The organism is Paenibacillus sp. IITD108 (genome assembly GCF_036541265.1).
Lineage (GTDB): Bacteria > Bacillota > Bacilli > Paenibacillales > Paenibacillaceae > Pristimantibacillus.
Genome location: NZ_JAZHCT010000008.1, coordinates 1 through 14,497 on the forward strand (window position 1 = coordinate 1; position 14,497 = coordinate 14,497).

Here is a 14,497-nt window from a genome sequence, read left to right on the forward strand (position 1 = left end):
CACAATCGCCCGGTGCATCCTCAAACTACTTTTTTTGAGCTGTAACAACAACCAAAGTAGTGAAGTTCATATGTTATAATAGATCATACAAGTCAAGCTTGAACGAGGAGAGTTGATAGTATGAATAATAATAAAATCACATTTGACTCCATCGATGAATATATTGCAGCATTCCACCCGGATATTCAAGCAATTCTTCAAGCTATACGCCAAGTTATACATGAGGCAGTGCCAGAAGCCAAGGAGAAGATCAGCTATCAGATGCCTACTTTCGAGCTGCACGGTAATTTGGTTCATTTTGCCGCGTTCAAAAATCATATCGGTTTTTATCCCGCACCAAGCGGTATTGAAGCTTTTCAAGAAGAGGTCAAGCCTTATCATAAATCGAAGGGGACGCTGCAGTTTCCAATCCATGCTCCAATGCCCCACGATCTTATAAGCAGAATTGTAAAATATAGAGCTGCCGCCAACATAGAAAAGGCTAACAGCAAGCGCAAGAAGAAATGATGGTTCATAGATTTTAACGATAAAGCAGGTGGAGGGAGTACATGTTTGGCAAAAGAAGCTTTTTATTAGCGTATGGCATGTTGTTTCTTTTCATTATTTACGTAGGTTTTTATGGTGCTCAAATGAATGAAGGCTGGGAGTTTTTAAGATCCGTTTTTGAGTGGATTACAGCCTATATTTTGCCGTGGCTAATATTTGTCATGTTAATTTTTATTTATAGAAAAATGAAATGAATTATTTACATCCGCATTCAAATTTTAAACATGGTATGATTGTAATATAATAATTATTTTAAAGCTTTTAATGAAAGATGTGGATGGTGATCGCACATGGCGAATTCGGATCAGGGTGAGCTTTCAACAAGAGAATATATTCTTCATCTTCTAAAAACGAAAGGCGCGCTAAGCACGAAGGAGCTTACGGAAGAGCTGGGCATAACGATTATGGCTGTCAGGCGCCATATCCAGTCTTTGGAGCGCGATAATTTGATTACTTCACAAACAATCAGGCAATCTATGGGCAGACCGACGGCTGTGTATGAATTAACAGAGCAAGCGAGCGGTTTTTTTCCTAATAAATATCATACCTTGACTTTGGAGCTGCTTCATGAGCTGGAGGATTATTTTGGCGAAGAAGCGGTAGAGAAGCTGTTTGAGGGCCGTAAAGACAAGCTGATTAAAAAATATGATACGAGCATGCAAGGGAAGGATATTGCTGAGCGTGTTGCGCTGCTTGCCAGTATTCAAAATGAGAACGGTTATATGGTAGAGCTGGAGCAAATTAATGAGGAAGAGTATTTATTAAAAGAGCATAATTGTCCTATTAAGCAGGTAGCCGGCAAATATAAGCATGCATGCCAGTGCGAGCTAAAAATGTTCCGATCACTGCTTGGTGATGCAGAAGTGACCAGAACAGACTGCCTTGCGGATGGCGGACAGCGCTGTACCTATTCCATTAAAGCAAGAAAAGAGAAAAAACAGTGATGCGATCATGAAGATTGCTCACTGTTTTTTATTAATAAAAGGGGTTAATAAGTTTGCACACACGAATCACGAATCATATTCATACGGCGGAAGCCGCTAATCCTTGTGGCTACAGCTTCATATTGCTGCTATGTCCTGGTGAAAGCTTGGCTGTTGGATCGATATACACTTTGGCGTTGTTAATGGCAGTTGGCGCCTCGCCGAATCCTACAGCAATTAGCTTGACTTTGCCTGGGTAAGCCGTAATATCGCCAGCAGCGAAGATGCCAGGGATATTCGTTTCCATTCGTGTATCGACCGCGATGGAGTTGCTTTGCACCTCAAGCCCCCACTCTGCAATAGGGCCAAGTGAGGAAATGAATCCGAAGTTTACGATAAGCGCGTCACAGGTTATTTTTCTTTGCTCGCCTGACTTCGCGAAAGTAATAGTTATTTCCTCGATTTGATCATTTCCATGCAGCTCTGTAATTTCAGCTGGTGTTACGACATTAACCTTGGAAGCCATCAATTTCTCTACACTATGCTCGTGCGCACGGAATTTATCGCGCCTGTGGATCAGCGTCACCGCTTCTGCAATAGGCTCGAGCATTAGCGCCCAATCAACTGCGGAATCTCCGCCACCATTAATAACGACTTGCTTACCCGCAAATTGATTCAGATCATTGATAAAATAATGAAGATTGGCTTCTTTCTCAAAACGTTCAGCATGCTCCAGCTCCAAACGCCGCGGTTCGAAAGCGCCGACGCCAGCAGTTATAATAATTGCTTTGCTATAGTGGACAGCTTTATCTGTCACAATCTCGAAATGGCGCTCCTCATGCTTAATGACGTTTTGTACCTTTTCCTCCAAGCATACCTCGACAGGAAACAAACTCATTTGTTCAATTAAATTAGCAGTCAGCTGTGCTGCTGTTACTCTAGGAAAACCAGCTACATCATATATATATTTTTCGGGATAAAGCGCGATAGGCTGTCCGCCAAGCTGCGGCATGCTGTCAATAATTTTCACGCTGGCCTGACGCATCCCGGCATAGAAAGCAGCGAACATGCCTGCAGGTCCGCCGCCTATAATCGTAATATCTGTAAATGAGATTGTTTCATCCGATTGCAATATGATCTCTCCCAACTTTTTAATATATATTATAGTATAATGTATAAAAAGTAATTAGGCTAGCTGCATCTTATAAAAAAGGATTGAACATCTGGCCGCAGCTGTGCTGACTATTCGCTTAAAAATGCAGGTTTTTTAAAAGAAGTGTTGAAATAAATATAAATAATTATCCAAACCTATAACTTACAGGAAGGCGTTAATGACGATGAAACAAAACAAATATGATAATGCCGCTTTTTTTGAACAATACAGTATGATGCCTCGCTCGATCAGCGGCTTAAGCGCTGCAGGGGAATGGCATGAGTTAAAAGCTATGCTTCCTGAGCTGAAAGGAAAAAGAGTGTTGGATCTTGGCTGCGGATTTGGCTGGCATTGCCGCTATGCGCGCGATCAGCAGGCCAGCTCAGTAACCGGTGTTGATATTTCTGCGAATATGCTGAATAAAGCTAGAGAAATGACCGATGATCCGCAAATTAAGTACTTGCAGCAAGCTATAGAGGATGTTGATTTTGAAAATGAGCAATTCGATGTCGTAATTAGCTCGCTTGCCTTGCACTATGTGGAATCCTTCGATGAAACCGTTCAAAAGGTATACGCTATGCTCTCTGCAGAAGGTACGTTTATTTTTTCTTTAGAGCATCCTGTATTTACTGCACTTGCTGCGCAGGATTGGCATTACGATGACAAGGGAGAAATAATGCACTGGCCGGTAGATCATTATCATGCCGAAGGCTTAAGAGAAACCTCATTTCTCGGCAATGATGTTATGAAGTATCACCGGACGGCAGCGACCTATATGAACACTCTTATTCGAGCCGGCTTTGAGATTAAGCAGATTGCGGAACCGAAGCCATCCGAGGAAATGCTCAGCACGACTGCAGGGATGAAGGATGAATTAAGACGGCCTATTTTTTTAATGATTGCAGCCCAAAAACGACGGTAGACAGAAGAATAGAAATTCGCTATAGTTAAATAACAACGTTGTTAAAAATGGAGGGAATACGATGTTTAATTTGCAAAATACAGTATCCGTTGTGATTGGCGGCAACGGTGTATTAGGCGGTGCCATGTCAGCAGCGCTGGCGGAGGCAGGCTCCAAGGTAGCAGTAGTAGGACGTAATATGGAGAAAGCAAATGCAGTTGTTCAGCAAATTGAAGCTGGAGGCGGCACTGCAGCTGCATTTCAGGCGGATGCTTCCAAGAAGGAAGATTTGGAAAAGCTGCTTGCTGATGTATTGGCATGGGGCGGTTCAGTGGATACTCTTGTGAATGCATCTGGCACCAATAGCTCAACGCCATTTTTTGAGCTTGAGATGGAAGAATGGGACCGCATTATGGATGTCAATTTGAAGAGCATTGTGCTCGCAAGCCAAGTGTTTGGAAAGAAAATGATCGAGCAGGGGAATGGCGGCTCCATCATTAACATTTCATCTGTTTCCTCTACTACGCCGCTGTCCAAAGTGTTTACTTATTCGGCGTCCAAAGCAGGCGTCAATAGCGTTACCCAGTTTTTAGCGCGTGAATTTGCGCAAGAGGGTGTGCGAGTAAATGCAATTATTCCGGGCTTTTTCCCGGCAGAGCAAAACAAGAAAATTCTTTCGCCGGACCGTATTGAATCGATTATGCGTCATACGCCAATGAATCGTTTCGGCAATCCGGATGAATTGAAGGGCGCAGTTGTGTTCCTGGCATCCAAGCAAGCATCCTCCTTCGTAACAGGCAGCTTCCTGCGTGTGGATGGCGGCTATGGAGCAATGACTATTTAATGGGTTCTTAACTGTTCTTATATTTCATCGGTAAACGCGCTCGTCCAAGGACGGCGGAAGCCGTTTATCCTTGCAAATAAATATATTTTTTTGCAGCTTTATAACAACGTTGTTATGAGGCTCGACAGGAAAGGGAGATTTGTGCAATGAGCAAGCAGCAAATCGGTGTAATCGGTCTTGCGGTAATGGGCAAAAATTTGGCGCTCAATTTGGAGAGCCGTGGATTTCAGGTAGCGGTATACAACCGTTCTTATAGTAAAACAGCTGAGCTGATGGAGGAAGCGAAAGGCCGTCAGTTATATGGCTATGAGCAGCTGGCTGATTTTGTAGCTGCGCTGGAGAAGCCGCGTAAAATTTTACTGATGGTGCAGGCAGGCAAAGCGACAGATGCGACAATCGAGCAGCTTATTCCTTTGCTGGACAAGCAGGATATTATTATTGATGGCGGCAATGCCTATTTTATGGATACAGAGCGCAGAACGATCGAGCTGGAAAGCTATGGCATCGAGTTTGTCGGCTCTGGCGTATCTGGCGGAGAGCAGGGTGCTTTGGAGGGACCTGCGATTATGCCTGGCGGCACAAAGGAAGCTTACGCGCATGTTGAACCGTTCCTGACCGCCATTTCTGCAAAAGTAGACGGCGATGCATGCTGCACGTATATCGGTCCAGGCGGAGCTGGCCATTACGTAAAAATGGTGCATAACGGCATCGAGTATGGCGATATGCAGCTGATTTGCGAAGCGTACCATTTGCTAAAAGAAATCATTGGCGCAGAGGCGGATGAGCTGCACAGCATATTCAAGGAGTGGAACGAGGGCGAGCTGAACAGCTACCTGATTGAAATTACAGAGCAAATCTTCACCAAGGTTGATCCAGAAACGGGCAAGCCTATGGTTGAAGTCATTAAGGATTCTGCTGGACAAAAAGGGACTGGTAAGTGGACTTCACAAAATGCGCTTGATTTAGGCGTACCGCTTCCGGTCATAACAGAATCTGTATTTATGCGCTTCTTATCCTCACTTGGCGATGAGCGCAAGCATGCTGCCAAGCTTTTTGATAAGCCAAGCCCAATCTATAAGGGCGACCGCAAGCAATTTATCGAGCTGGTCCGCAAGGCGCTGTATGCAAGCAAAATTTGCTCCTATGCGCAAGGCTTTGCTCAAATGAAGCAAGCATCCGATCAATACAACTGGGATTTGAAGTGCGGCAATATTGCGATGATTTTCCGCGGCGGCTGCATTATCCGCGCTCAGTTTCTAGATAAAATCAAAGCAGCGTTCGAGAAGGACGCAGCGCTTCCAAATTTGCTGGTGGATGATTATTTCCGAGGTATTGTGAATGAATATCAGAGCGCTTGGCGCGAGGTTGTGTCGATCGCAGCGCTAAGCGGCATTACAATTCCAGCTTTTGCAGCAGCGCTGTCTTACTTTGATGCGTATCGCACGGAATATCTTCCTGCGAATTTGCTGCAGGCGCAGCGTGATTTTTTCGGTGCTCACACCTTCGAGCGATTGGACAAGGAAGGCAGCTTCCATTTTGAATGGAATAAATAAATAGTGATAAGGAGATCAGGCTATGTCAGCATTTATACCTTTTGAAAATATTAGAGAAACGGCAGTCCGCTTGGCGCAGACAACGCCAGTAACCGATATGCATACCCATCTATACGCTCCGGAATTTGGCGAGCTGCTGCTTTGGGGAATTGACGAGCTATTGACGTATCATTATTTGATATCTGAATCCTTCCGCTGGTCAACGGAGGAATACGATCAGTTCTGGTCTATGACCAAGCGCGAGCAGGCAGACTGGATATGGCAGAAGCTGTTCATTGAACATTCGCCGGTCAGCGAAGCGGCGTCTGGCTTTATTACGGTATTGCACCGTATGGGGCTTGATGTATCTTCTCGCAACTTGGATGATTACCGCCAAGCTTTCGAGAGCCGGACGACTGAGCAGCAGGTAGATATGATTATGGAGCTGGCGAAGGTTAAGAAAATCGTTATGACGAATGATCCGTTTGATCCTGTTGAGCGTAAAGTATGGCTGGAGGGCAACGGCAAAAAGGATGATCGCTTCTATGCAGCGCTTCGCGTGGACGGTCTGCTTAATGATTGGCCGAACGCCGTCAACAGCTTGGTTGAGCTTGGCTATGATGTCGAAGCAGAGTGGACAGAGCGCACGAAGCAGGAAACGCGCCGCTTCCTGGCCGAATGGATAGAGCGTATGGATGCACTGTACTTGGCGGTATCCATGACTGGAGACTTCCAGTATCCTGCAGAGGATCATCGCAGCCGTATGATCGATGATGTTATGGTGCCTGTATGCCAGCAGCTTAACATTCCGTTCGCGCTTATGATCGGTGTCCGCAGAAAAGTAAATCCGGAGCTTCGCCTTGCCGGCGATATGAGCATGCGCTCTGATGTGTCAGCGGTTGAAGCGCTATGCCGCAAGTACCCGAATCAGAAATTTTTGATTACGATGCTGGCAAGAGAAAATCAGCATGAGCTCACAGTATTGGCGCGTAAATTCCGCAACCTGATGATATTCGGCTGCTGGTGGTTCCTTCATATTGAATCGATGGTGGAGGAAATGACGCGCTTCCGTGTAGAATTGCTGGGAACCTCTATGATTCCACAGCATTCCGATTGCCGCGTGTTCGAGCAGCTTATATACAAATGGGATCATTCCCGTACCATTATCGGCAATGTGATAGCCGATAAGTACGAGCGACTGCATCGCAGCGGCTGGGGCGTAACGGAGGATGAGATGAAGCGTGATTTCGATGATCTGCTTAATCGCAATTTCTGGCGCTTCCTAGGCAGAGAAGCAGAAGCTTAATCAATATTGCAATAAAAGAACTTGCCCTGTAGGTGCAGCTGGTATGCTGTGTCCGTGGGGCAAGTTTTTTTTGAAACTATAGGAAAGTATAAGTTTTCACTTAATATATGTTCCTATATTTCATCGGTAAACGCGCCTGTCCAAAGGACGGCGGAGCCGTTTATCCTTGTCCGGTAAATGCGCCGACCACGCTGCTTATATGAATGATTTCACCACAAAAGGGAAATTTAAGCAGAGCAGGTGAAAAGAGGTGCGAGTTTGGAAGCAAATGAAGATTTTAGCAAGCTGCTGCTTAAAAAAAGTTTAACGGTCAATTTGGATCAAATTCAACAAAGGCTGGGCAACAGTCCTGACGTTGTTATAAGAGAATGCCGGCCTGCATTAATGAGAAAAACGCGTGTTGCGCTTGTATATATTGATGGACTTGTGGATTCTGTAGCAGCTAATGACTTTATTATGGAATCGCTGATGTACGATGTTTCAGAACAAGCCATTGTACATATCAAAAGCAGCGAGCAGTTTTATTGGTATGCCAAGGAATCTTTGCTTGCTTCGATCCATGTTCAATCCGATGTTTTGAATTACGGGCAATTGTTTTCGCTTCTATTTTCCGGCAATGTCATTTTTCTCATCGATAACTATAATAAAGCACTTGCAATCAGTGCAACTGGCTGGAAGGAGCGCGCCATTGATGAGCCAACCTCTGAGACGGTTATTCGCGGCCCGAAGCAAGGCTTTACGGAAAATCTGCGGACGAATACCGCTCTTATCCGCAGAAAAATAAAGTCGCCGGACTTGTGGATGGAAAACTTTGTAATAGGCCGGGTAACTCAGACTAACGTGTCCATCATGTACATAAAAGGAATTGCAGATGATGCAGTCATTGAAGAGCTGCGTACTCGTCTCAACAAAATTGATACAGACAGCATATTAGAAAGCGGGTATATAGAAGAGTTTATTGAGGATCAAAAATGGACGCCTTTTCCGACGCTGTACAATACGGAGCGCCCTGATGTTATATCGGCGGAACTATTAGAAGGTAAAATTGCGATAATTGTAGACGGAACACCTTTTGTTTTGGTTATTCCAGCTGTTTTTGCAGCTTTTTTTCACTCCGCTGAAGATTACTATCATCGCCGAGATATTAGTACGCTTGTACGTCTGCTGAGATTTATTGGCAATATTATAGGGCTGCTTGGCCCTGCAACCTATGTTGCTATAGGCTCATTCCATCCGGAGATGATTCCAAGGCAGCTTTTTTTAAGTCTGGCTGCCCAACGTGAGGATTTGCCTTTTCCAGCTTTTATAGAAGCCATCCTGATGGAGCTTGTATTTGAAATTTTGCGGGAAGCCAGTATCCGGATGCCGCGTAATATCGGGCAGGCGATGTCGATTGTCGGTTCGATTGTGCTTGGAACTGCGGCTGTTCAAGCAGGCTTCGTATCGCCAGCTATCGTGATCGTTGTATCGATTACTGCTATTGCATCATTTGTTATACCGTCAACGGATATGGCCATATCGATACGCTTGCTTCGCTTTCCCTTTATTTTGCTGGCAGCTTCCTTCGGCATATTCGGTATTATTCTCGGAATGATTGCGCTCTTGCTGCATTTAGTAAGCTTACGCTCATTCGGCGTTCCTTACATGGCTCCGTTTGCGCCATTTGATGCGCAGGGACAAAAGGACACTTTATTTTGGAGAGCTTCTTTAAAGTCAATGGTTTTTAGACCTAAGTTTATTGCTAAGGGCAATCTTGTGAGAAGAAGAAATCGTAAGAAATAGCAATCAGGGACAGGGATGAAAAAATGCGAAGATATGTATGGTTGGTTGCTGTATTATTATGCCTCTTTGTTTTGACCGGCTGCTGGGACCGCAAGGAGCTGAGTCAATATGCATTGGTAAGCGGTGTATTTATCGATAAAAAAAATAGTGAATATCAGGTTTCCCTTCAGGTAATAAACACAAAGGAAGTTACTAATAAGGGCGGAAGCAGCGCTCCGGTTACTGTGTTTACCCAGAAAGGAAAAACGATATCGGAAGCGATGCAGCGTATAGCTAAAATAAGCCCCAGACAATTATTTTTGGGACACTTTAGAATATTAGTTATCAGTGAAAGGCTTGCGCGTGATGGTGTTAGAAAAGAGTTGGATGTCTTTCGCAGAAAAGTAAATGTACGGAGTGATTTTTCTATTATTGTACTTAAAGACAGCTTCGGACAGAATCCATTTACCGATTTGGTTCCGCTGGAAAAGCTGTCTGCAAGTTTTTTATATGATACGCAAAAAAACTCAGAAAAACAATTTGCCTCTTCCAAAACAGTAAGGGTACACGACATCGTTAGTGTATTGGCCGAAAAGGGCAAAGATGCTGTATTGCCAGCTGTTGAAATTAAAGGGAAGCATAGCGCAACAGGGAAAATCGATCAATATAAATCGACAGTGCCGCCAACATTATTTGAGTTCTCAGGCTTGGCAGTGTTCCATGACGATAAGCTGCAAGGGTGGCTGAATGAAAACGAGACGATACTGTTTAATATAATGACAGGGAAAGTCAAGCTCTCTAATCTTGTTGTCCCATGTACTGCGGATAATGGTTTTATTTCATATTCAATAGATAAAAGTAAATCAAGCTTGAAAAGTAAGATGGATAACAACAATTTGCAGCTAGGAATCAGCGTCAAGGTAGATGCTTATATTGAAGAGACCAGTTGTATGAGCAAATTATCGAACCCTAATCAGATGAAGCAATTGGAGAAGCAACTGGCTGCTGACCTCAAGCAAAAAATGACAAATCTGATTAATCATATTCGTATGGACTTCAAGTCTGATTTATTTGGGTTTGGAGCTAAAATACATCGCTCGAACCCTAAACAGTGGCAGCAAATATCTGGCCGGTGGGATCAATTGTATGCGACAGCGGATCTGGATATTGAAGTAAAGGTGCTGATTAAAGATACAGGTTCGATTACGGATCCGGATATCGTTGATGTTGGAGACTAAGCAATAAGTGAGAGGTTGAGCTGATGAAAAGCAAAATTATGATCCCAAACAGACAGTTTTCTATTCTGGTTACTATGAGCCTTATCGGTACAACGATATTAATCATCCCTCATCTGGTGGGGACGGATGCCAAGCAGGATGCCTGGATGTCTGCCATAATAACATTTGTTGCAGCAGTGCCGCTTATACTTCTCTATACCAGGCTGTACTATTTGTATCCAGGCAATACATTTACGCAGCTTTTTCAAGTCGCTTGTGGTAAATGGATGGGGAAAATACTAGCTGCTGTATATTTGCTTACTTTTCCGCTTATTATTAATTCTTTGTCCTTGCGTAATGTCGGCGATTTTCTGGTCACTCAAATTATGCCAGAGACACCTATTGAAGCTATACATATCATCGTTATGCTCGTCGCTGTATATGCGGTGCATTTAGGAATAGAGGCGATTGCGCGTATAGGCGAGCTGCTTATTCCAATTACGATGTTTTTTTTAATTATCATGTTCATAATGCTGATCCCAAACATTAATTTGGATTTCCTGTTTCCCGTTTTTGAGCACGGCTTTAAACCGGTATTGCAAGGCAGCCTTACCTCTTATTCCTTTCCTTTTATGGAGGGGGTTATGTACATAATGGTTATGCCATTAGTAAAAGAGCAGAAAAAGCTGTTCAAAGCTTATTTTACAGGCATATTAATTGGCTGGTTTATTTTATTTGTCACTACGCTGTTCACAATACTAGTGCTGGGCCCATTTATTACTTCAAATGAAGTGTTTCCTAGCTTTGTATTGGCTAAAAGCATCGCCGTACCGAATATTTTGGAGCGAACTGAACTAACGATAGCTATCGCTTGGTTTATAACGAGCTTTTTTAGAGTCTGTTTTTATTTTTATTGCGTAGTAGCAGGGTTGTCTCAATTGTTTAATGTTACTTACCATTGGATCATCAATTTTTTTGCTGCAATTGCAACTGTTGTGATTTCAGTTACTATTTCTCGCAACATAAACTTATTGCTTAATTTTGATCAAACGCTATGGCCGATCGTGACAGGAGTGTGCGGGCTCGCTTTACCGCTGCTGCTGTTCGTAGTATTGTTAATAAAGAGAAGCTTAAGAAAAGGCTAGACTTCGCCGGCCAAAAAATGCAGAGGAAGGTGTTTCAAATGAAGGCTCTATTAGTCATTGATTACACAGTTGATTTTGTTGACGGAAAGCTGCCATGCGGACAGCCTGCTATTGATCTGGAGGAGCGCATCGCGCATTTGACTCAGCAGTTTGTGGATCAGAAGGATTTTGTCGTTATGGCGGTTGATATGCATGAAGAAGGGGATGTGCTTCATCCCGAGAATAAGCTGTTTCCTCCGCATAATATCCGCGGCACGAGCGGGCGTGATCTATACGGCAAGCTTGATGAAGTATACAAGCAGAACAAAGAAAGCATCTACTGGATGGACAAAACGCGCTACAGCGCTTTTTGCGGAACGGATTTGGAGCTGCAGCTTCGCATGAGAGACATTAACGAAATTCATTTAGTAGGCGTGTGCACCGATATTTGTATTTTGCATACTGCAGTGGACGCTTATAATAAAGGATTTAAAATTGTCGTGCATGAAGATGGAGTAGCTTCGTTCAACGAGGACGGGCATAAATGGGCGCTGACTCATTTTGAACATACGCTTGGTGCAGAGGTTAAGCATAAATAATAAGGTTAGGGATGAGACAGCATATGATAGGGCCTAATTTAACGCTTCATACAGATAAATATCAGATTAATATGATGTACGCGCATTGGAAGATGGGTACGATGAATGACAGGGCCGTGTTCGAGATTTTTTTCCGGAAGCTTCCTTTTGGTAACGGCTATGCGGTATTCGCTGGCTTGGAGCGCGTCGTTGCTTATATACAACAGCTTCGCTTCGGTGATGCGGAAATCGCTTTTTTGAAAGAGCAGGAGGAGCAGTATGAGGAGGAATTTTTGCAGCTGCTGCGTCAATTCCGCTTTACTGGCGATTTGCATGCGGTAAAGGAAGGAACGTTTGTTTTTGCGAATGAGCCTATGCTGCGCATCGAGGCTACTATATTTGAAGCTCAGCTTATTGAAACGGCGCTGCTTAACTTTGTAAACTATCAAACCTTGATTGCAACGAAGGCATCTCGTGTCAAGCAAGCGGCTGGCAATGATGTATTGATGGAGTTCGGCACAAGAAGGGCGCAGGAGGCCGATGCCGCGCTGTGGGGAGCAAGAGCAGCTTATTTAAGCGGCTTTGATGCAACCTCCAATATGCTTGCGGGCAAAATGTTCGGCATACCTGTAAAGGGGACCCATGCGCATGCCTGGGTACAGGCTCATGATACGGAAGAAGAAGCTTTTATGAGGTACGCAGAGGTATTGCCGGATCATGTAACCTTGCTGGTCGATACGTATGATACGCTCAGAAGCGGCGTGCCTAATGCGATTAAAGTGGCTAAGCTGCTTGAGCAGAAAGGGAAAAGGATGAACGGAATTCGGCTTGACAGCGGAGATCTGACATATCTCTCGCAGCAAGCGCGCAGGATGCTTGACGAAGCCGGTTTGTCTTATGTTTCCATCGTAGCTTCCAATGATCTTGATGAAAACATCATTTCCGAGCTGAAGGCGCAGGGAGCCAAAATCGATTCATGGGGCGTAGGCACACAGCTGATTACAGCTGCAGACCAGCCTTCGCTTGGCGGGGTGTACAAGCTGGTGGCGCGTGAGAAGGGCGGCGAGTTTGTTCCGGTCATTAAAATTTCCGGCAATCCGGAAAAGATGACAACCCCTGGCATCAAGCAGCTGTATCGAATCGTGAATAAAGCTAACGGCAAGGCGGAGGGCGATTATTTGGCGCTTGATTACGAGCGGGATATTATCGCTGGCGAGCGGATTAAGCTATTCGATCCGATTCATCCTTATTTTCATAAATACTTGGAAAATTACGAGGCAATTCCATTGCTGAAGCCGATATTCGAGGCGGGCGAGCTTGTGTATGAGCTGCCCGCGCTCGAGCAGATCAGAGAATATAAAAAAAGCCAGAAGCAGTTATTCTGGCCAGAATATTTGCGCAAGCTCAATCCGGAAAAATTCCGAGTCAGCTTAAGCATTGCAGCCTGGGAGCTTAAACAAAAGCTTATTAAAGAGCACAGCTAAGTCTAATTAAGTGGTCGACCGACCGCCGTCATGCAGCGAAACACCGCGCGCTGAGAACTGCGCGCGGTGCGAAAGTTAGGTGTTCATGAGTGTAATTGAGAATTTGTAATTATTCTACAAAATTTGAGACAGCTTTCTGTATTCCGTCGCTGAAATGCCTTCATGCTGCCGAAAGAGCCTGCTGAAGTAATGGATGCTGGAATAGCCAAGCTGCTCTCCTATTTGCTCAATCGACATATTCGTTTCTCTAAGCAGCCGGCGTGCCTCGCGATGCCTTGTCGCATGGATGAAGCTGTTCGGGGGCATGCCGGCAAGCTGCTTGAACAGCTTTGCAGCATGATCTGTGCTCAAATTCATCCGTTTGGCAATCGATTGATTCGTCCAAGGCAAGCCCGGCTGCTCTTCAATTTCCTCCATGAGCTTAAGCAGCCTCAGATCATGCTGGGAAGCATGCTGAATAGAGCGGCTCAGCGGCAAGCGCAGCAAATAAGCTAATATTTGCAGCATTAACGCTTTGCACACCAGCTCATAGCCGAGCGGTCTCATCGTAAATTCATGCTCCAGCTGCTCCATAAGCTGAATGCAGGCCAGCGGCGGCACATAGATTAGCTGGCTGGACAGCGGCGGGAAAATATCTGACACAGCCTCCACAGCAAACTGCTTCTCATTCACATTATCCTCATTAACAAGCATATCCGCTTCTGTTTGAATATCCAGCTCATCAAAAAAGTCAAAATGAATCCCTATAAACCGCGTTTCGTTTTCTGACGTCGCTTCATTCTGGTGGAGCACTCCCGAAGGCAGAAAAATTAGTTGGCCTGCCGTCAGCTCATAACGCTTGCCCCTGATCGTTGTTGCGGCCTCCCCTTGATACACGTACAGCAGTTCAAAATCATACAGCCTTCTGGGCGGGAGCTTGGACATGTGCATGCGCTGGCTCCTTGCATAATGAATGCTGGGCGACCACTCATGAAACGGCGCTCTGCGCTGTAGCGGAAACTGCAGCTCGTTATTAATCACGCTTTTCCCTCCCTTTTTATTGATGGTGACGATGACGATGACGAAAGCGATGATGACGCTGCGATTGCGCGATGATGATGCGACGATCGCGCGATGATGATGCGACGA

Annotated in this window: 14 protein-coding genes; 12 read left to right on the top strand and 2 right to left on the bottom strand. The window is 44.8% G+C overall.

Going from position 1 to position 14,497, the window contains the following annotated elements:
* Positions 1 to 120: 120 nt before the first annotated feature.
* The 3 genes from V1L65_RS09080 (at position 121) to V1L65_RS09090 (ending at position 1,490) form a co-directional block, all read left to right on the top strand.
* Entirely contained in the window at positions 121 to 507 is a 387-nt protein-coding gene (locus V1L65_RS09080; RefSeq protein ID WP_331698814.1) for an iron chaperone, read from the top strand.
* A gap of 41 nt (positions 508 to 548) precedes the next feature.
* On the top strand, positions 549 to 740 hold the full coding sequence (locus V1L65_RS09085) for a hypothetical protein (protein WP_331698815.1): 192 nt from the start codon (positions 549 to 551) through the stop codon (positions 738 to 740).
* A gap of 96 nt (positions 741 to 836) precedes the next feature.
* Positions 837 to 1,490: a helix-turn-helix transcriptional regulator gene (locus tag V1L65_RS09090; protein WP_331698816.1), complete on the top strand. Its 654-nt coding sequence runs from the start codon at positions 837 to 839 to the stop codon at positions 1,488 to 1,490.
* A gap of 109 nt (positions 1,491 to 1,599) precedes the next feature.
* Here the strand turns inward: V1L65_RS09090 and V1L65_RS09095 are convergent, their stop codons facing one another.
* The gene (locus V1L65_RS09095; protein ID WP_442955683.1) at positions 1,600 to 2,604 is read right to left on the bottom strand and encodes an NAD(P)/FAD-dependent oxidoreductase; all 1,005 of its coding nucleotides are present in this window, start codon (positions 2,602 to 2,604) and stop codon (positions 1,600 to 1,602) included.
* A gap of 202 nt (positions 2,605 to 2,806) precedes the next feature.
* Here V1L65_RS09095 and V1L65_RS09100 point away from each other — a divergent pair, with 202 nt between their 5' ends.
* From V1L65_RS09100 to V1L65_RS09140, 9 genes are all read left to right on the top strand, one after another.
* Positions 2,807 to 3,544, top strand: a complete 738-nt coding sequence (locus V1L65_RS09100) for a class I SAM-dependent methyltransferase (RefSeq protein WP_331698818.1) — start codon at positions 2,807 to 2,809, stop codon at positions 3,542 to 3,544.
* 61 nt (positions 3,545 to 3,605) lie between these two features.
* The gene (locus tag V1L65_RS09105) at positions 3,606 to 4,367 is read left to right on the top strand and encodes an SDR family oxidoreductase (RefSeq protein ID WP_331698819.1); all 762 of its coding nucleotides are present in this window, start codon (positions 3,606 to 3,608) and stop codon (positions 4,365 to 4,367) included.
* 146 nt (positions 4,368 to 4,513) lie between these two features.
* Positions 4,514 to 5,920: an NADP-dependent phosphogluconate dehydrogenase gene (gene gndA, locus V1L65_RS09110; RefSeq protein WP_331698820.1), complete on the top strand. Its 1,407-nt coding sequence runs from the start codon at positions 4,514 to 4,516 to the stop codon at positions 5,918 to 5,920.
* Positions 5,921 to 5,942: 22 nt separating this feature from the next.
* Entirely contained in the window at positions 5,943 to 7,205 is a 1,263-nt protein-coding gene (locus V1L65_RS09115) for a glucuronate isomerase (protein WP_331698821.1), read from the top strand.
* Between the two features lie 258 nt (positions 7,206 to 7,463).
* Positions 7,464 to 8,987: a spore germination protein gene (locus tag V1L65_RS09120; protein WP_331698822.1), complete on the top strand. Its 1,524-nt coding sequence runs from the start codon at positions 7,464 to 7,466 to the stop codon at positions 8,985 to 8,987.
* A gap of 23 nt (positions 8,988 to 9,010) precedes the next feature.
* On the top strand, positions 9,011 to 10,204 hold the full coding sequence (locus tag V1L65_RS09125) for a Ger(x)C family spore germination protein (protein WP_331698823.1): 1,194 nt from the start codon (positions 9,011 to 9,013) through the stop codon (positions 10,202 to 10,204).
* A gap of 23 nt (positions 10,205 to 10,227) precedes the next feature.
* Positions 10,228 to 11,328 carry a GerAB/ArcD/ProY family transporter gene (locus tag V1L65_RS09130; RefSeq protein ID WP_331698824.1) on the top strand — a complete coding sequence of 367 codons (1,101 nt, stop codon included), beginning with the start codon at positions 10,228 to 10,230 and terminating at the stop codon, positions 11,326 to 11,328.
* 38 nt (positions 11,329 to 11,366) lie between these two features.
* Complete coding sequence (locus V1L65_RS09135; RefSeq protein ID WP_331698825.1) at positions 11,367 to 11,906, top strand: cysteine hydrolase family protein; 540 nt, start codon at positions 11,367 to 11,369, stop codon at positions 11,904 to 11,906.
* A gap of 23 nt (positions 11,907 to 11,929) precedes the next feature.
* A complete protein-coding gene (locus tag V1L65_RS09140; protein WP_331698995.1) occupies positions 11,930 to 13,369 on the top strand; it encodes a nicotinate phosphoribosyltransferase in 1,440 nt (479 codons plus the stop codon).
* 114 nt (positions 13,370 to 13,483) lie between these two features.
* On the opposite strand, the gene V1L65_RS09145 is transcribed toward V1L65_RS09140, so the two are convergent.
* Positions 13,484 to 14,389 (bottom strand): AraC family transcriptional regulator, encoded by a 906-nt coding sequence (locus V1L65_RS09145; RefSeq protein ID WP_331698826.1) that lies wholly within the window; start codon positions 14,387 to 14,389, stop codon positions 13,484 to 13,486.
* Positions 14,390 to 14,497: the final 108 nt, after the last annotated feature.